This is a genomic window from Acinetobacter sp. A2, from assembly GCF_012371325.1.
Taxonomy (GTDB): domain Bacteria; phylum Pseudomonadota; class Gammaproteobacteria; order Pseudomonadales; family Moraxellaceae; genus Acinetobacter.
In genome coordinates, this window is the sequence record NZ_JAAZQX010000008.1 from 29,584 (window position 1) to 48,723 (window position 19,140).

The following is a 19,140-nucleotide window of genomic DNA, read 5'->3' on the forward strand; positions in this document are numbered from 1 at the left end:
TGTGAAACCTAAAATAGCCTTAACCCAATAAATATGAGGCTGTTTGATAAGTCAGGAATGACATAAAGTAGGCCAAACCAAATAAATACACCGTCATAAAACTGACTGTACGCCATGAACCTGTTTCACGCTTTACAGTAGCCAAAGTCGCCAAACAATGCGGTGCATAAATAAACCACACCAACAATGACAAACCTGTCGCCAATGACCAACCAAGCTCACCACCGCCACTAATTAAAGCGGCCAAACCTTCGGACATGGCATCCTCATCAACTGCAGACAAGGCGTAGACTGTACCCAATGCTGCCACGACTACTTCACGTGCTGCCATGGCAGGAATCAAAGCAATTACAATCTGCCAGTTAAAACCAATGGGTGCAAAAATTGGCTGTAACACATGCCCCAACATCCCTGCAAAGCTGTAATCAATCGCAGGCATGGTCGCGCCTTCTGGCGGTTGTGGGAAGGTACACAAAAACCATAGCAAAATAGACAGCGCAAAAATAATGCCACCGACACGCTTTAAGAAAATTTTGGCGCGATCTAGCAAACCAATCCACACACTTTTTAGGTCTGGAAAACGGTAGCTTGGCAATTCCATTAACAACACGTGTTCAGATTTGTCTTTTTGCAAAAATTTGAGCACAAACGATACGCCCAAGGCACTTAAAATGCCCGCCATATAAAGACCGAATAACACCAAACCTTGTAAATTAAACATGCCCCAAACGGTTTGATTTGGAATGAACGCCGCAATCAATAAGGCATATACTGGCAAACGTGCGGAACAAGTCATCAATGGCGCAACCATGATCGTGGTTAAACGATCACGTGGATCAGCAATGCTGCGGGTGGCCATAATCCCTGGAACTGCACAGGCAAAACTGGACAACAAAGGAATAAAGGCACGACCACTCAAGCCTGCACTAAACATCAGCTTATCTAGTAGGAATGCAGCGCGGGGCAAATAGCCCGATTCTTCTAAAATCAAAATAAACAGGAACAAAATTAGAATTTGTGGCAAGAACACTACCACACCGCCTGCACCTGCGATAATGCCATCTACAATTAAGCTGTTCAGCAAAGGATGTGAGATATTTTCCCCAAGCACCTCGCCTAACCAGCCAAAGAAGCTTTCAATACCATCCATAAATGGTGCAGCCCAAGCAAAAACAGCTTGGAATACAATGAACATCATCACGGCAAGGCTTACCAAGCCAAACACAGGATGCAGAAAAATTTTATCTAGAAAGTCAGAGCGTTTGTCTTCTTCATCTACAAACTGCACCACATCATGCAAAATGGTTTGAATACGTTGGTGCTGGCTGCCTTTTAAGCCTGTCAATTCAGTCTGTGGTACCGAAAACTTACCCAAATCCAACGCATTCATTAAATTTTGAATACCTGAATCACGCACCGCAACGGTTTCCACCACAGGCACACCCAAACGCTCAGATAGCTTTTGCGTATTAATTTGCATTCCGCGGCGGCGTGCTTCATCCATCATGTTGAGCACCAATAAAATTGGACGTCCCAACTCAATCATTTCAAGTACTAAACCTAGATGCAGTTTCAGGTTGGTCGCATCGACCACACACAAAAATGCATCTTGCTGACCTTCTTCAGCAATTTTGCCCTGCACTACATCACGGGTAATGGCTTCATCTGGGCTGGTGGCTTCTAGGCTGTATGTACCTGGTAAATCCAGTACACGTACCGCCTGCCCCGAAGGCAAGTTGAACTGACCCACTTTGCGCTCTACGGTAACACCCGCATAGTTTGCAACTTTCTGACGCGTCCCTGTCAAATGGTTAAATAAAGAAGTTTTACCGCAGTTTGGATTCCCTACAAGTGCGATACGTAAGGGATCACTCATGCAGTTACTCCCTGTTCAATTTCAACGCGATCAGCTTCCACTTTGCGCAAGGCAAAACGGGTAAATCCCACCTGAATTAAGATCGGATCTCCACCAAAAATACCTTTGGTAATCACCTGCACAGGCGTTCCAGGCACAAAGCCCAACGTTTCTAAGCGATTCGCAACCAAATCATTTAGGGATGTTCCACCATCGGCAGTCCGAAGTACCTGACGAATGATGGCTGTTTGTTTTGCTTTGAGTTCTGACAAACGCACCGTGAAATTCCTATACTATTTTGCCCATTATATACGCAAATGAGAATAATTAACAAATAAGGTCAACTTACATTTAATGGTTTTATATCACATCGACAGGCTTACTGAATTGGATTAGAGTAGGAAATAACTATGCTTATTATCGATTTCCCCAATCAACATTGGGATTTTTCATGTGATCACTATGCTGAACAAAAAACCGCGTATTCCTGCTGCAATTCAAATTCCAGAATCCCTGAGTTTTTTGGAAGGCTATCGCAATGATTTAATTGCACAAAGTGTGAGCCCACATACACGTAATGCCTATTTATCCGATTTAATTCAGTGCAGCGAATATGTCAGTAAACCCATGCCAGACTGGCAACATGATGATATTTCTGATGTGTTGATTGCGCTGACCAAACAACAGAAAAGTCCACGCTCGATAGCACGCTGTCTTTCTGCCCTGCGCTCTTTTTACAAATTTTTAAGAGAACACAAACTACGTTCCGACAACCCTGTTGCAGCACATAAAACACCTAAGTTAGGTCGTGCTCTACCCAAAGACTTGTCCGAAGCCGATGTCGATGCATTGATTCAAGCACCGAATATTCAGACGGCCTTGGGCTTACGAGATCGTGCCATGCTGGAAGTCCTGTATGCCTGCGGTTTACGTGTCACTGAATTACTCAACTTGCGTCTAGACTTGATTAACCTCAAACAAGGTTATTTACGCATTGTGGGAAAAGGCAATAAAGAACGCTTAGTACCCATGGGGCAAGTCGCATGTGAATGGATCGAGCAATATTTAACAGAATCGCGCCCACAACTGTATAAAACCGCCACAGATTATCTATTTTTAACGCAGCATGGCGGCATTATGAGTCGCCAGAACTTCTGGTACGCCATTAAACGCTATGCCCTGCAAGCAGGCATTCAGGCCGAGTTATCGCCACACACCTTAAGACATGCATTTGCCACCCATTTGCTGAATCATGGTGCAGATTTACGTGTGGTACAAATGCTGCTCGGACACAGTGATTTATCTACCACACAAATTTATACACATGTGGCACAAGTCCGTATGCAGCAACTACATGCCCAGCACCATCCACGGGCTTAAAATCAAAAACGACGCAGAAGTTTAACGATCACGACTATTTTTTGTTATGCTAACGCTCTATTTTTTACGCCAACAAGAAAGGGTTGTTTATGACATTTACCCGCTCAACACTTTTGATTGCCTGCTCACTTGCCAGTGCTTTTGCAATCACCGCTTGCTCAAATGCCAATAACGAAGACAAAAAGCAAACTACGCTCACCGCAAGTGCTCCCGCTACAGGTGAAGCATCGACTCTAATTGAACGCAATGCACAACAACGTCTAAGCACGACCTTGCAGCAACATTTTAAAACTGCAGGCATCAGTGCCAAAATTACCGATATTAAAGCCACTGAAGTACCCAACCTATTTTGGGTCAGCCTAGAAGGCATGTCTTCAGTCTATGCCACCAGTGACGGCAAATATATTATTCAAGGTGACGTAATTCGTTTAGGCGACAAAGAACTGCACAACGTCAGTGAAAACCTGCAAGCAGGCGTGAACAAAAAAATCTTTGCTGAATTAAAGCAGGAAGATTTACTGGTCTTCCCTGCCAAAGGCAAAACCAAACATGTAATTTATGTCTTTACCGATGTCAGCTGCCCATATTGCCATCGTCTACATGAACAAATGGATGAAATGAACGGCAAAGGGATTGAAGTCCGTTACATTGCTTGGCCACGTGGCGAACAGCACATGCCAAACATGGAAGCGATCTGGTGTAGTGAAGACCGCCATGCAGCCTTTAATGCGGTTATGAATGGTGCAGCAATTGCCCCTGCCAACTGTAAAAACCCAGTTCGTGCTCAATATCAACTGGGTTTAAATATGGGCGTAAATGGCACGCCCGCAATTTATAATGCTGAAGGCGTTTATTTGGGTGGCTATTTGTCTACTTCAGAATTGGTGAAGCGTTTAGAAAACTAAAAATACGCAGTTTTTGGGATGTTTCATCTTGGTCATAAACTAAGATGAAGCGTCCATAGAGCCAATATAAATAACGAATTTTTATCTGTGATTTTACTTTTTTTTATATACAAAAGATAAGTGAGATCTGCCCTAGAGTCAGCGCGTTTTTTTAGCTATGATCTAAACTCGCTTAAAGTTGATTAATATGGAGTGTGACGTGAAACCAGTTCGTCTGGCAATCCTCGGTCTTGGTACTGTGGGTGGTGGTGCCCTTAAACTATTAAAAGAAAATGCTGCTGAGATTAGACGTCGCACCGGTCGTGAAATTGAAATCACCTATGTGGGAACACGTCGTCCGCGTCCAGACCTCAACTTGCCAGAATCTGTCAAGCAAAGTGATGACTTGATGGACATCGTACGTCAACCCGATGTAGACGTCGTGGTTGAAGTCATGGGCGGTATTCACCCTGCGTATGAAGTCATCATGGAAGCGATGAAACACGGCAAACAAGTCGTGACTGCCAACAAAGCCCTGCTTGCAGAACATGGCAATGAGCTATTTAAAGCAGCAGAAGACAATGCTGTACAAATTGCCTATGAAGCAGCAGTTGCAGGCGGTATTCCAATTATTAAAGTAATTCGTGAAGGTTTGGCTGCCAACAAAATTGAATGGCTAGCAGGCATCATTAACGGTACTGGCAACTTTATTTTAAGTGAAATGCGTGAAAAAGGCCGTACCTTTGAAGATGTCCTGAAAGAAGCGCAAGAATTAGGTTATGCCGAAGCCGATCCAACCTTTGACGTTGAAGGTATTGATGCTGCACACAAACTGACCATTTTGGCTTCATGTGCTTTTGGTATTCCACTACAGTTTGACAAAGTCTTTACCGAAGGTATTGGCAAAGTCACAGCGCAAGATGTGAAATATGCAGAAGAACTAGGCTTCCGCATCAAACACTTAGGGATTGCACGTCGTACCGACAAAGGGATTGAACTTCGCGTCCACCCAACTTTAATTCCTGAAGAAGAATTGATTGCCAACGTCAACGGCGTAAAAAATGCAGTCTTGGTACAAGCCAATGCTGTTGGCCCAACTTTATATTATGGTGCGGGTGCAGGTGCAGGCCCAACAGCGTCTGCTGTGGTTGCCGATGTTGTCGACATTGTCCGTGATATTTCATATACCGAAGATGGTGCAGGTACGATTCCACAATTGGCATTTGAAGCATTAACCGACTTGCCAATTCTAAGCCGTGAAGAAATGACCACTGGCTACTACATCCGTATTAATGCTGAAGACCAAACTGGTGTTCTTGCCGATGTAACCACCATCTTAAGCCGTGCAGGCATCAGTATTGATGCCATCATGCAACAATCACGCTTAAAAGACCTTATTCCTATCGTGATTCTGACTGACCCAGTTCAGGAATCAAAAATGGATGAAGCGTTACAACAAATTCAAGCATTGCCAACCATTCATGGCGAAATTGTACGAATTCGTTTAGAATCGCTTGATAACTAATCGGGTGGAGGGGAATATTTCCCCTTGCCAAGCTCTACACACAATTGGAACATCATCATGTCGAATGCCAATCGTTATACTGGTTTAGTTGACCGTTATCGTGACCGTTTACCAGTGTCTGCAACTACACGTGCAATCTCTCTAGGCGAAGGTAACACGCCGCTCATTAAGCTTGAGAATATTCCACGCATTATTGGTAAAGATGTTGAAATTTATGTGAAGTATGAAGGCTTAAACCCGACAGGTTCATTTAAAGACCGTGGTATGACCATGGCAGTGACCAAAGCGGTTGAAGAAGGTTCAAAAGCCATTATCTGTGCATCTACAGGTAACACTTCTGCTGCGGCTGCAGCTTATGCTGCCCGTGCTGGCATTAAAGCATTCGTTTTAATTCCAGAAGGCAAAATTGCCATGGGCAAAATGGCACAAGCGATGATGTACGGTGCAATCACCATGCAAATTCGTGGTAACTTTGACGATGGTATGCGCCTCGTTAAAGAAGTGGCTGACCAAGCACCTGTAACGATTGTGAACTCAATCAACCCTTACCGCCTACAAGGTCAAAAGACCATCGCTTATGAAATTGTAGATGAGTTAGGTCGTGCTCCAGATTACCACTGCTTACCAGTAGGTAACGCAGGTAACATCACTGCTCACTGGATGGGATATACCGAAGCAGTTGCCAACCAACCTGCAGATCAATTCGAGCAGGTGGTATATGACGCAGCTACTGACAAATTCACAGGCCCAAACCCTGAAGGCCGTCCAATCATGGTCGGTTATCAAGCGTCTGGTGCTGCGCCATTCTTACGTGGTGCGCCTGTTGAAAACCCAGAAACTGTTGCAACTGCAATCCGTATTGGCAACCCACAAAGCTGGAACCATGCTAAAGCAGTGGTACGTGATTCAGAAGGTTGGTTTGATGAATTGACCGATGCCGAAATTTTAGAAGCACAACGTATGCTGTCTATGTATGAAGGCGTATTTGTTGAGCCTGCATCTGCTGCGTCTATTGGTGGTGCAATGCGCGACATCAAAGCGGGTAAAATCAAAGAAGGTTCTGTGATCGTATGTACCGTAACAGGTAACGGTCTAAAAGACCCTGACACAGCCATGAAACAATGTGCAGATGCTGTTATGTTGTCAATTGATGCCACCATGCAACAAGTAAAAGACTCGATTCTTTCAAATATGTAAAATTTGAAGTGTCATAAAAAACCCTGCTTTGGCAGGGTTTTTTCTTGTTTATATTTCTGTTCAGGTTTTTCAGCCTTAATCGTGAGAATCACACCATTAAAGCTGAATATTCGCTTAAATGCGTTTTGGCAACTGACTTGCCCAGCTCATTAAACGGGTTGCATCATTGGTGCGTGCTTGTGAAGTATCTGCACCCAAAAGCACCACCACTGCAGGACGGTTATTTAAAGTGGTGTGCATCACCACACAACGCCCTGCCTCATTGATATATCCTGTTTTAGACAGATTGATATTCCAGCCACCATTACGCACTAACGCATTGGTATTATTAGATTTCAAGACTCGATAACCCAAGTTAAAGTCATACGTTGGCGTCGTTGAGAATTGACGAATCAAACCATATTGCGAGGCAGTACTTACCAAAATACCCAAATCACGTGCAGAAGAAACGTTACGCGGGTCTAGACCTGTGGCTTCGGTAAAGCGGGTAGCATTCATGCCCAATTCACGTGCTTTAGCATTCATTGCTGCAACAAAGGCACTTTTTCCCCCTGGGTAGGTACGCGCTAAGGCTGCTGCTGCTGGGTTTTCAGATTTCATTAAAGCAAATAATAATGCTTCGGCACGGTTGAGCTTGTCACCCACACGCAAAGTCGAACTTGAGTTTTTGCCTGCAGCGCCTGCAAAGTCTATTGATTGTAAGGTAATTTGTTCAGACATATTCAAACGAGCATCTGAGGTGACCACTGCAGTCATCACTTTGGTCACTGAAGCAATTGGCAGTGCTACGTTGGTGTTTTTGCTGTACAGCACTTCACCAGTTTGTGCATCCATCACCAAAGCCGCGCGCGCATTGACAGAAGGCTGGCTGCTATAGGCAGAGGTATCTAAAATACGGACGGTTTTTGGCGTAGTAGACGCGGGTGCAACACCATTGCTGCTACGTACAGTTGTGGTAATTTTGGTTGAACCTGGCGGTGTAGGCTCTGCAACATAAGTGTCTGGTGTAGCCTGAGCGCTCGCACTGCTACTTGCTAGGTCACCATTTAAGAATTGACCGGCTTGCTCTGAAGACCAACTTAATGTCGCCTGACCGTCGCTCCCAGAGGAAGGATTGATGACAAGTTCAGCAAAACTGACAGAACTTAGGCTGAGCATCATAGATGCGATCAGCACATGCATTAACGACTTCTTAGAATTTTTCACGACTGCTTACTCAACTCAGGGAGGTAAGATACATTTGCGTATTACCTCAAATATGCCTTACATTTAATAAAAAATACAACAATGAATAGTTTTTGCCAGGATATTGTGCAGAACTTTTCATTCTGGATTAAGAATAGCATTGCTAATTTTGTCGTTTCATTGCAAGCTAATTTTGCTTTATGTAACAAAAAAGATGATTTTTTCAAAGGGAGAGTGTAGGTGATCACAGTTTTAGTAGTGGACGATCATGAATTGGTACGTACTGGGATTTGCCGTATGCTCGAAGACCATGCCGATGTACAGGTGATTGGACAGGCTGAATCTGGTGAAGAAGCGATTACCTTAGTACGTCAGCATCATCCCAATGTGGTGTTATTAGATGTGAACATGCCTGGCATTGGGGGTGTAGAAACCACGCGTCGCTTGTTGCAGACTGCACCCGACACTAAAGTTTTGGCGGTTAGTGGTTTGGCAGAAGAACCGTACCCATCTTTACTGCTCAAGGCGGGAGCAAAAGGCTACATCACCAAAGGTGCACCAGTGAGCGAGATGGTACGTGCCATCAAAAAAGTCATGCAGGGCGGCAAATACTTCAGTGCCGATATTGCCGAGCAACTGGCCAGTTCATACTTATCTGACACGCAACAATCGCCTTTTGATAGTCTGTCAGAACGTGAAATGCAAGTGGCAATGATGGTGGTGAACTGTATCAGCGCACAGGAAATTGCCGATAAACTCTTTGTCAGTGTAAAAACGGTGAATACCTACCGCTACCGTATTTTTGAAAAATTAAATATTGATAGTGATGTCAAACTCACGCACCTTGCGATTCGTTATGGATTGATTAAGCCTTAATCTTTACTGTGTGCTTGTTGTGCATTTTATCCGTGTATAAGACGATGACCCTATGCCAGATTTAAAACAACATTCTGAGTTAAATCAGTATCATCTTGGCATGTGGTATGGTGCGTATCGGCTTTTAATTGCCTTTTGTTTACTGCTGATTACCCTACTCACCTTTCAGCAGCTTGGTTCACAGTATCAACATCCTGGTTTATATCTGTATACACTGGTCTGCTATTTTGTGTTTAGCTGTGTGCAACTGATCAGCTATAAATATATTCCCTTCAAAAGCAGCCAACAACTGACTCTATTTTTTGCGGTTGATATTATTGCGCTGAGTAGCCTGACTTTTGCAACCGATGGACCCAACCTCTATTTAAGTTTATTGTTTGTGATCACGATTTTTGCGGCATCGTTATTGCTGCAAAAACGTAAAGCCTTAGCCATCACCCTCATTGCCATGATTATGGTGATTTACCAACATTTTGTTGGCAGCTTACTGGCCTTTTCTTCACTGAATAATATTGGTCATAGTGCCCTGCTGGCATTTTTATTTTGGGTGGTCTATGGCAGTGGCCGTATTGCGGTACGACGCTTTCAGCTGTTAGAAAATCTCAACTTTTCGCAATCTTTAGAACTGCACCGCCTACAAAATATTAATCGGTATATTTTAGAACAAACGGAAATGGGTTATTTGGTGCTAGATGAAAATTGTCATGTGGTTTTAAGCAACCCTGCGGCCTGTTATTTATTGGGTATTCCTGCACAATACGCACACTCAACCTATCCACTGTATAAAATTCAGCCCGATTTATTTGATCTGTTCAAATTTGACCAGTTACAAGATGGTGAAAAATTTCAGTTTGAATCACAACTCAGCAATTTTCACGTGCATATTCAGGTGCAAAAACTCAAAGTACCGCATCAAACATTAACCTTATTGGCACTTCAGGATGGACAAAAAATAAATCAACAAGTCCAGCAACTCAAACTGGCGGCCTTAGGGCAATTATCAGCCAGTATTGCCCACGAAATCCGTAATCCACTGGCTGCCATTGTACAGGCCAATACGCTCCTCAGTGGCAGTGACGCAGCACAACAACAATTGTTGTCCGGCATGATCAGTAAACAAGCGGCCCGGATTGATAAAATTATTCACGACACCTTAAGTATGGTGAAAAACAAACAAACCACACCTGTAGTGATTCAGCTAAACCAATTTTTGCCGCAACTCATTAGGGAAGATTTACCCGATGCTGCCAGTAAAATTCGGCTGCAACTTGAAAATCAAATCAGTATTCTGTTTGATGAATTACAGTTACGCCAAGTGCTAATAAACCTGATTCGCAATGCCATTCGACACAATTCAGCAGATCAGCAAGCCATAGAAATTCATGCATATCATCAAGCAAGTCATATTTACATTGATGTACAGGATTTTGGCTCAGGGGTTGCCAGTCAGGATATTCGCTATCTGTTCCAACCATTTTTCAGTACCGAAATTAATGGAACTGGTTTAGGATTATATTTATCACATAGTTTTTGCGAAGCCAATCAAGCCAAGCTAAGCTATGTAGAACAAAAACAAGGGGCATGTTTCAGAATTAAATGCCAATGCCCACCCGCGATTTAGTCTTTATTTAACGATGTAGTTTTTGTGTTGTTTTGGGGAAAATATGCACGCTGTTCAACCTTTGGTTTTATTGGTCGATGACGAAGAAGACCTTTGTACTCTTATGCAAATGACTTTGGCTCGCATGGGCATTCAAACTCATGTGGCCTACCGTCTGGAACAAGCGAAACAGCGTTTGGCTGAACATCATTATGATGCTTGTTTAACCGACTTAAACCTACCCGATGGCAATGGTATACAACTGGTGGAATTCATTGCAGAGCAATATCCCAATTTACCCGTAGCCGTGTTAACAGCTTATGGCAATATGGAAATTGCAATTGCGGCATTAAAGGCGGGTGCATTTGACTTTGTTAGCAAACCAGTTAATCAGATGCATTTGCAGCAACTCCTTGAAAAAGCGCTAAATAAGCCGTTTGATAAAGCCGAACCAAACAGCCAAGATCAACTCGAATACAAAATGTTGATTGGGCAATCTTTGCCTATTCAGCAATTACGCAGCACCATCAAAAAAATTGCCCGCTCGCAAGCGCCTGTGTTTATTACAGGCGAATCAGGTACAGGGAAAGAAGTAGTTGCCAATTTGGTACACCGTTTAAGTAACCGCAATGAAGGGCCATTTATTGCAATTAACTGCGGGGCAATTCCAACCGAGCTCATGGAAAGCGAGCTGTTTGGGCATAAAAAAGGCAGCTTTACAGGCGCAACCCAAGACAAACAGGGTTTGATTCAATCTGCACATGGTGGCAGCTTGTTCTTAGATGAAATAGCCGAGTTGCCACTGAGTATGCAAGTCAAACTGCTGCGTGCGGTTCAGGAAAAACGGATTCGTCCTGTCGGTTCAGACACCGAAATTGATGTCGATTTTCGTGTGATCAGTGCCAGTCATCAAGACTTAGAAAGTTTGGTTCAGCAAGGACGTTTCCGTCAGGATTTATTTTTCCGTATTCATGTGATGGATTTGGTTTTGCCTGCCCTGCGTGAACGTGAACAAGATATTTTATTACTGGCAGATCACTTCATTCAAAAAGTCGCACAAGAATGGGATATTCCTGCTAAACAGCTCACCCCACGGGCCCAGCAATTTTTACTGGAACAATACTATCCTGGCAACGTGCGTGAATTACGCAATATTATTGAACGCGCCATGACCCTGAGTGATGATGCCGTCATTGATCTACAACACCTGCAAACTGCGCCATTACGACAGTTTAGTATGGAAACTAGCACTGAGACTCCGTCATCCTCAGACACAAATAACACACTCATGTCAGATGCGATGCCAACAGGACGTAAACTGCCAGAAGAAGGTTTAGAAGCTTATTTAGAAAAAGTGGAAAAAGATATTTTACTGAATGCCCTGAATCTAACCCACTGGAACCGCACCTTAGCCGCAAAAAAACTGGGGATGTCTTTCCGTTCTTTACGTTATCGTTTGAAAAAATTTGGGCTTGATACTGAAGATGAATAAGCACTATTCATCTTCAAACTGTATGCGTTGTAATTTGTGAATGACCAATGATCGTATTAACGACGACTGAGCAACAAGTTTGCCACATGCTCTAAATAGGCATCCTCTTTCATCTCTGCAGTTTGGATATATTGCTGATTCGGCTGAATCCCTACGCCTTCAATCATTTGATCGCGTGGGGTGTAGTAATGCGAAACCGTCATTTGCAAGGCTGAACCATCGCTGAGAGGAAACAGCTTCTGTACCACACCTTTGCCATAGCTTTTTTCACCCATGACCCAAGCTCGTGCGTGATCTTTCAAAGCAGCAGTAAAGACCTCTGCGGCCGAAGCCGAACGCTGATTAATCAGTACCCCTACTTTTAAATTTTGAAATTCAAAACTTGGTAATGCCTGAAATTGCTGATCGCCCTCAGAACGACTTTTGGTCGATACAATCACACCCTGATTTAGAAATAAATCGGCAGATTCTACTGCAGCAGACAACAAGCCCCCTGGGTTATTACGCAAGTCAATCAATACAGCTCTTAAACGTGGTGTACTATGTTCTTCAATTAAGCGTTTGATTTCATTAGCAGTATCTTGCTGAAACACGCGGACCTTAAGCAACAAGACCTGATTCGGAAGCATTTGTGCCTGAATATCAGTTTCCACTTTTTTGTTGCGCACCAATAACATAGAGGGCTGATTGGCCGCACGCTGTACACTTAAAGTCGAACCTACTGAACCTGTGAGCAAGTTATTGACCTGCTCTGCAGTGAGTTTTCTTAATTCCTGATCATCAATTTTGAACAGGCTATCACCATTACGCAGTCCTTGTTTGGCAGAGTCTGCATCGGTATTTAAGTTCTGAATTACCCACTGCTGCTGGGCCATTTCATAACGTAAATTAAAATCGACCGAAGCCAAATCGCCTTCGGTATATTGTAGAAGCTGTTTATATTCTTCTGCAGTTAAATAACGCGAATAGCGGTCTAAACCGCTCACCAAGCCACGAATGGCTTGCTGAAATAAGGCATCGTCACTTTTTTCAGTCACGTAGTTGTCTTTGACTATGCCATAAATTTGTACAAACTCCTGAATCGCCTCGACAGGCACATCTACATAATCCTGTGCCTGTGTTGGCCCATCCAGCTCTAACTCATCAGGTGCAGCCCAAGTCTGGGAATGACCAACCCACAACAGCAATGTCGTCAATGCCAATGCATAAATTTTGTGAGCCGTCATTCCATCACCAGTCTGAGGTTATGCCTGTAGGCAAATTAAGTTACGACCTTGCATGTCTGCAGGGACAGGCAATTGCATCAAATTCAGTAAAGTTGGCGCAACGTCTGCCAACACACCACCTTCTGCAATAGTCGCCTGTGTTGGGCCTACATAAATGAATGGCACCAATTCAGTCGTATGTTGCGTGTGTACCTGACCACTGTCATAGTCTTGCATTTGTTCAACGTTACCATGGTCAGCAGTAATAATCATGTGACCCTGTTTCGCCATCACCGCTTCATAGACGCGACCCAAGCAGGTATCGACCGCTTCAACCGCTTTCACTGCAGCATCAAAAACACCAGTATGACCGACCATATCGCCATTGGCATAGTTCACCACCAACAAGTCATACTCACCTGAATTGATTGCAGCAACCAGTTCATCGGTCACTTCATAAGCACTCATTTCTGGTTTTAAGTCATAAGTTGCCACATTTGGTGATGGAATCAGGATGCGTTTTTCACCCGGATATTCATCTTCACGGCCACCACTAAAGAAGAAGGTCACGTGTGCATATTTTTCAGTTTCGGCAATACGCAACTGGGTTTTACCTAAGTCTGATAAGTACTCACCAATTGAGTTTTTCAAATCTTCTGGCATATACGCCACAGGCGCAGCAATACTGGCTTGATAACGGGTCAACATCACAAATTTAGACAATTGCGGCACAACTTTTCGCTCAAAGCCAGCAAAGTCCTGTTCCACAAAGGCTTTGGTTAATTCACGCGCGCGGTCAGCACGGAAATTCATGAATACCACGCTGTCGCCATCTTGAATCTGGGCAATTTCACCAATACGAGTGGCTTTAACAAACTCATCGCTTTCATCTGCTGCATAAGCCGCTGCCAAGCCCTCTACCGCAGTTGCAGCAGTACGCACTGCCTCACCTTCAGTGAGTAGACGATAGGCTTGTTCTACACGATCCCAACGGTTGTCACGATCCATTGCAAAGTAACGGCCAATTAAGCTAGCAATACGCCCCTGACCTGGATATTGTGCAAATAATGCATCCAGTTTTTCTAAAGAAGGCTGTGCGCTTTTGGGTGGTGTATCACGACCATCTAAAAAGGCATGTAGATACACTTTTGCACCACGTTTAAGTGCCAATTCTGCCATCGCCACAATGTGATCTTCATGCGAATGCACACCACCTTCAGACAATAAACCCAAAATGTGCACTGCACCGTTAGCAGCTTTGGCTTTTTCTACAGCATCCACCAACACCTCATGCTCAAAAAAAGCACCTGTGCGGATGTCTTTGGTAATACGGGTAAAGTCTTGGTATAACACGCGCCCTGCGCCCAAGTTCATGTGACCCACTTCAGAGTTGCCCATTTGACCATCTGGCAGGCCAACATCTTCACCAGAACCAGAGATCAAACCATGCGGATGCTTTTCCTGCATAGCAGTCAAATTTGGTCGTTTCGCTGCTAAAAACGCGTTGTCTTCGACCGCTTCGCGATGACCCACACCATCCATAATCACCAATACGTGAGGGATTTTGCCAGCAGTTGCATCCGCCATAATCAATACTCTTTTTCGTCTACAAATTAATCATGCTATCTTAACGAATTTTGCGTCAAGACTCTATGTTCAGAAGATGGTTTCCACCACTGATTCAGATAGGTTTAGCCAATCAAACAGAAAAGCAGCAGCATCGGTGCGCACTTAGCGTGCACGATGCAATAAATAGCCGCCGATGACAAACATCAGAACAATAGGAATAAATACGAACCACGCAGGCGATGGTGCATAAACCAAGCTTGCATAGCCCAAGAAATCCTGCAAATAAAAGAAGGTTAAACCCACAAATAAGGCAATCACCAAACGAAAACCCATAGATTGCTGACGTAACGGCCCAAAAATAAAGGAACAGGCAATCACCACCAAGGCAATTAGGGCAAATGGCGCACCAAGTTTTTGCCAAAAGGCCAATTGGTAAGTTTTTGGCACTTGGCTGTATTCATGCATATAACTCATGAAACTCACCAACTGGCTAGGTGATAAATCTTCAGGGTCGATGGTGACCATGTGCACATATTTCGGCTGCAAAGCCAAAGCCAATGCTTGTTGGCTATTTTTGGCCAAGGTCGCGTTACCTGCTTGCAAAATATCCATCTGTTCAGTTTGATTCAACAACCAGCTTCCATCTTTAACAAACTGCCCTTGATCGGCAGACAGCGTGCCACGCAGACGATAGTTCTCATCAAAGTCGACCACTTGCACATTTTTTAGCTGACCTTGGGCATTAGCATAGTCAATATAAATAAATCGATTGCCTTCACGTGACCAATAGCCACGAACTTCGCCCAACTCTGCTACGCTGCGGTGACTTTTAACGCTTTTGGCCTGTTCGTTGGTATACGGTATCACCCATTCACTAAGTACAAACGACAGAACGACCAACACCAAAGCGGAACGAATGACCCATCCCACAATACGCCACAGACTAATTCCTGCAGAACGCATCACAATCAATTCACTGTTGGATGCCAAAGTACCCAAACCTAAAACTGCACCAATTAAGGCAGAAATAGGTAAAATTTCATAAAGATAGGTTGGCGCACCCCATAACACATACAGTAGCGCCTGCCATGCACCATAACCCTCTTTGAGTGAACCCAACTCTCCCAAATAGGTAAACAACACCTGCAAACCAGACAGAATTGCGGTGGCACCAAACATAGCCAGTGCCGTGGTCTTGATAACGTGTTTTGCAACTATACGACGTGCCAACATCTTAAGACCTCACTCGCTGAATTTGCTGCTTAATTTTAGGTGCCAGTTTTTGTTTACGCGAGAACAAGGCTGCGGCAATGGCATACGCCAACAATACCAGTGGATAGGCAATCATGCCCATCTCTTCCTTGCTAACACGAGTTTTAACTGCCATCAGTGCCACAATCAAACTGGCGAAAATTAACAAAGCTGGAAATAGTTTTAAATAACGTCCCTGCCGTGGACTCACTTCTGATAATGCCACTGCTAAAAACAGCGCCACCACAATTGCAAACGGCACAAAAATACGCCAACCTAGCTCACTGGCCACCACAGGGTCTTCACGGTTTTCCCAGAGTTGTGACGTGGTTAAAGCTTCGACTTCAGCACTTTCAAATTTGGCTTCTTTGTCATTTTCTAAACGTAAACGATAACTTTGGAATTCTGCCTGGGAATATTTGGCTGTGCCTGGGAATATTTCATAACGGCGACCTTCAACCAAATCCACCACATTGGCAGGATCATTTTCCAGTTCTACCCGTGTGGCCTCTTTGGCTAAAATCATCACATCTGGGCGGCCTGCTTTTTCAGCCCGTTGATAGAAGAAAATATCTTTCAGGTTTTTACGGTCTTCAGATAAATCGCCTGCATAAATGGTGTATGGCCCCGAAGAAATAAATTCTTTGGGTCGCACCAAATCAAAACCTGTACGCACCGCCTGACTAGTGGTCAGTGCTTCAAACTGACGAATCCCCCAAGGCGATGCCCACAGCATCAAAAAGCCTTGCACAATCAGAAACACCAACGTCATAGGTACCAATAAACGTGCCAACTGATGTCGACTCACACCACTACTGTTGAGCACTGCCATTTCATGATCGACATATAAACGACCAAAGACCAGCATCAGACCAATAAAGAAACCTAAAGGTAAAATCAGCGTCAAAAATTCAGGCAAGCGATAGCCAATGATGCTGAATAAAATACTCGCATCCAAACGCCCTTGCGCGGCTACGCCAAAATACTTGATCAGTCGACCACCCATCATGATCAAGGTCAGTAAGGCAATCACAACCAAGGATGTCGACACAACTTGCTTGACCAAATAACGCCGAATAATCAAATTATTTCTTCCAAAATGTGAGGGAATCCAATTCGCGTTAGTTTACCTGAATGTGCAAAATATAAAACCTATCACCTTGTTATACATTGAAACTCGACGCATAAAAATGTTTCAATGGTTGCATAGTTTGCACATTTAGATAGGCATAAAATCCAGTGATAAAATTTAGCTTAAGTACGTCATTCCCAGCGCAAAGCGCCAATGAATATTTGTTGATTTTAGTGGCTGCAGAGCAAGTTCCACAGGCAACTGCTGCTTATCAAATCAAGGATTTAGACCGTATTCTTGATGCCACACAATTTAAGGCAGGCCTGAATGAAAGTCTAAGTCTGGTGGCCAATGTTGCAGAATGTGCACATAGCGCTCTGATTGGCTTAGGTAAAGTTGAAGAATTACAGCCTGCAAAACTGGCAAAAATTGCACAAAGCATTATCAAATCTTCACAAAAAAAATTTAAACAGATCAGCATTGATCTGTCTGCCTTGCCAAGCGAATTGCATTATGTATTTGCACTTAGCCTCACGCAGGCAGCTTACGCCTTTGATGAATTCAAAAGCAAAAAGAATGAATTTAATCTTGAACAGATCAACTTAATTGCCAAAGAAAGCTCACTCACTGCCGATCAGTTGCAGTTAATTGAAGCTGTGCAATCAGGGCAAAACATGGCGCGTGACTTGGGTAACCGTCCGGGCAACATTTGCTTCCCTGAATATTTGGCAGAACAGGCTCAAGCCTTGGCGGCAGAGTTTCCAGACCTGCTCAAAGTCACCATTTTAGATGAAGCACAAATGGCGGAACTGGGCATGGGTGCATTCCTTGCAGTCAGTCAGGGTTCAGACCGTCCAGGGCGCATCATTAGTCTTGAATACCAAGCGCAGCGTGATGAAGCCCCTGTGGTCTTAGTGGGTAAAGGGATTACTTTTGATACAGGCGGCATTTCACTCAAACCTGGCTTAGGCATGGATGAAATGAAATTTGATATGTGTGGTTCTGCCTCAGTCTTAGGCACCATGCGCGCACTGTGCGAAGCACGTTTGCCAATTCATGTGGTCGGCACCATTGCTGCGGCTGAAAATATGCCTTCAGGTAAAGCAACCCGCCCAGGTGATATTGTGACCAGTATGAGCGGTCAAACCATCGAAATTTTAAATACCGATGCCGAAGGTCGTTTGGTACTGTGCGATACCCTTACCTATGTGAAACGCTTCAACCCTGCGTTGGTGATTGATATTGCCACTTTAACAGGCGCGTGCGTGGTTGCACTCGGTTCAGTGCTAACCGGTATGTTTAGCCCTGACGATGAACTGGCAGCAGAATTGGAAGCCGCAGGACAAACTGCATTTGACCGTGTATGGCGCATGCCTGTAATTGATGACTATCAGGAACAACTGGATTCACCATTTGCCGACATTGGCAACATTGGTGGGCCAAAAGCAGGTTCAGTGACTGCAGCTTGTTTCTTGCAGCGCTTTACCCGTGACTACCGTTGGGCGCACCTAGATATTGCAGGTACAGCATGGAACTCAGGCAGCAATAAAGGTGCAACAGGCCGTCCTGTTCCATTATTGATGCAATTCCTTGCACAACGTGCAGGCCATAATGGCTAAAGTCAGCTTTTATTTGTTTGAAAAAAGCCCTGAACGGCAAGTGGAAAGCACTTGCCGTTTATGCCGCAAAATTATGCGGCAGCAGGCGCGCATTTGGCTGCACTGCCCTGACGCTGACTTGCAACAAGCCTTAGATGAACGTCTATGGAGCTTTGATGCCAGCAGTTTTATTCCTCATGGCATCAACCAAACACAGGCCAGTGTATGTATTTCTGCCGAATTACCGCTTGAATCGGACTGGATTGTGTTTAATTTTAACAGTCAGGCACTTGAAGCCTATGCAAAATTTAGTCACATTATTGAGATTATTGAAAATCACGACACTGCCAAAGTGCTTGGGCGTGAAAAATTTAAACAATATCGACGTTTGGGCATAGAACCACAGACGTTTAAGCTTTAATTTTAAAACGATTTTTACAAATACTGCTCA

At 44.1% G+C, this 19,140-nt stretch carries 16 protein-coding genes; 9 read left to right on the forward strand and 7 right to left on the reverse strand.

Going from position 1 to position 19,140, the window contains the following annotated elements; all coding sequences use genetic code 11:
- Positions 1-19: 19 nt before the first annotated feature.
- The gene (feoB, locus tag HHA43_RS04705; protein WP_168541836.1) at positions 20-1,876 is read right to left on the reverse strand and encodes a ferrous iron transporter B; all 1,857 of its coding nucleotides are present in this window, start codon (positions 1,874-1,876) and stop codon (positions 20-22) included.
- Entirely contained in the window at positions 1,873-2,133 is a 261-nt protein-coding gene (locus HHA43_RS04710) for a FeoA family protein (RefSeq protein ID WP_168418377.1), read from the reverse strand. Before HHA43_RS04710 ends, feoB begins: the two co-directional genes overlap by 4 nt.
- A gap of 184 nt (positions 2,134-2,317) precedes the next feature.
- Here HHA43_RS04710 and xerD point away from each other — a divergent pair, with 184 nt between their 5' ends.
- The 4 genes from xerD to thrC all read left to right on the forward strand — a co-directional run bounded on the left by xerD (position 2,318) and on the right by thrC (position 6,841).
- The gene (gene xerD, locus HHA43_RS04715; protein ID WP_168460937.1) at positions 2,318-3,235 is read left to right on the forward strand and encodes a site-specific tyrosine recombinase XerD; all 918 of its coding nucleotides are present in this window, start codon (positions 2,318-2,320) and stop codon (positions 3,233-3,235) included.
- A gap of 89 nt (positions 3,236-3,324) precedes the next feature.
- Positions 3,325-4,140, forward strand: coding sequence for a DsbC family protein (locus HHA43_RS04720; RefSeq protein ID WP_168460938.1), 816 nt, complete (start codon positions 3,325-3,327; stop codon positions 4,138-4,140).
- Between the two features lie 199 nt (positions 4,141-4,339).
- Positions 4,340-5,644 carry a homoserine dehydrogenase gene (locus tag HHA43_RS04725; RefSeq protein WP_168460939.1) on the forward strand — a complete coding sequence of 435 codons (1,305 nt, stop codon included), beginning with the start codon at positions 4,340-4,342 and terminating at the stop codon, positions 5,642-5,644.
- 57 nt (positions 5,645-5,701) lie between these two features.
- Positions 5,702-6,841: a threonine synthase gene (gene thrC, locus HHA43_RS04730; RefSeq protein ID WP_104852917.1), complete on the forward strand. Its 1,140-nt coding sequence runs from the start codon at positions 5,702-5,704 to the stop codon at positions 6,839-6,841.
- A 114-nt stretch (positions 6,842-6,955) separates the two neighbouring features.
- Here thrC and HHA43_RS04735 read toward each other — a convergent pair whose 3' ends face one another.
- Complete coding sequence (locus tag HHA43_RS04735; RefSeq protein ID WP_168541838.1) at positions 6,956-8,047, reverse strand: serine hydrolase; 1,092 nt, start codon at positions 8,045-8,047, stop codon at positions 6,956-6,958.
- 219 nt (positions 8,048-8,266) lie between these two features.
- On the opposite strand from HHA43_RS04735, the gene HHA43_RS04740 reads away from it, so the two are divergent.
- Genes HHA43_RS04740 through HHA43_RS04750 form a run of 3 tightly spaced genes read left to right on the forward strand, consistent with a single transcriptional unit; the run spans position 8,267 to position 11,994 of the window.
- A complete protein-coding gene (locus HHA43_RS04740) occupies positions 8,267-8,902 on the forward strand; it encodes a response regulator (RefSeq protein ID WP_004975702.1) in 636 nt (211 codons plus the stop codon).
- A gap of 52 nt (positions 8,903-8,954) precedes the next feature.
- On the forward strand, positions 8,955-10,523 hold the full coding sequence (locus HHA43_RS04745; RefSeq protein ID WP_168418369.1) for a sensor histidine kinase: 1,569 nt from the start codon (positions 8,955-8,957) through the stop codon (positions 10,521-10,523).
- Between the two features lie 43 nt (positions 10,524-10,566).
- Complete coding sequence (locus HHA43_RS04750; protein ID WP_168541840.1) at positions 10,567-11,994, forward strand: sigma-54-dependent transcriptional regulator; 1,428 nt, start codon at positions 10,567-10,569, stop codon at positions 11,992-11,994.
- A gap of 56 nt (positions 11,995-12,050) precedes the next feature.
- Here HHA43_RS04750 and HHA43_RS04755 read toward each other — a convergent pair whose 3' ends face one another.
- The 4 genes from HHA43_RS04755 to lptF all read right to left on the reverse strand — a co-directional run bounded on the left by HHA43_RS04755 (position 12,051) and on the right by lptF (position 17,103).
- The gene (locus HHA43_RS04755; RefSeq protein ID WP_168525656.1) at positions 12,051-13,220 is read right to left on the reverse strand and encodes a S41 family peptidase; all 1,170 of its coding nucleotides are present in this window, start codon (positions 13,218-13,220) and stop codon (positions 12,051-12,053) included.
- A gap of 18 nt (positions 13,221-13,238) precedes the next feature.
- Complete coding sequence (gene gpmI / locus HHA43_RS04760) at positions 13,239-14,786, reverse strand: 2,3-bisphosphoglycerate-independent phosphoglycerate mutase (protein ID WP_168418366.1); 1,548 nt, start codon at positions 14,784-14,786, stop codon at positions 13,239-13,241.
- Between the two features lie 144 nt (positions 14,787-14,930).
- Positions 14,931-16,001: an LPS export ABC transporter permease LptG gene (lptG, locus tag HHA43_RS04765; protein ID WP_168418365.1), complete on the reverse strand. Its 1,071-nt coding sequence runs from the start codon at positions 15,999-16,001 to the stop codon at positions 14,931-14,933.
- A gap of 1 nt (position 16,002) precedes the next feature.
- A complete protein-coding gene (lptF, locus tag HHA43_RS04770; RefSeq protein ID WP_168418364.1) occupies positions 16,003-17,103 on the reverse strand; it encodes an LPS export ABC transporter permease LptF in 1,101 nt (366 codons plus the stop codon).
- 158 nt (positions 17,104-17,261) lie between these two features.
- Between lptF and HHA43_RS04775 the strand changes: the two genes are divergently transcribed.
- Both HHA43_RS04775 and HHA43_RS04780 read left to right on the forward strand, forming a co-directional pair.
- Positions 17,262-18,710, forward strand: coding sequence for a leucyl aminopeptidase (locus HHA43_RS04775; protein ID WP_168525695.1), 1,449 nt, complete (start codon positions 17,262-17,264; stop codon positions 18,708-18,710).
- Entirely contained in the window at positions 18,703-19,110 is a 408-nt protein-coding gene (locus HHA43_RS04780) for a DNA polymerase III subunit chi (protein WP_168541842.1), read from the forward strand. Before HHA43_RS04775 ends, HHA43_RS04780 begins: the two co-directional genes overlap by 8 nt.
- Positions 19,111-19,140: the final 30 nt, after the last annotated feature.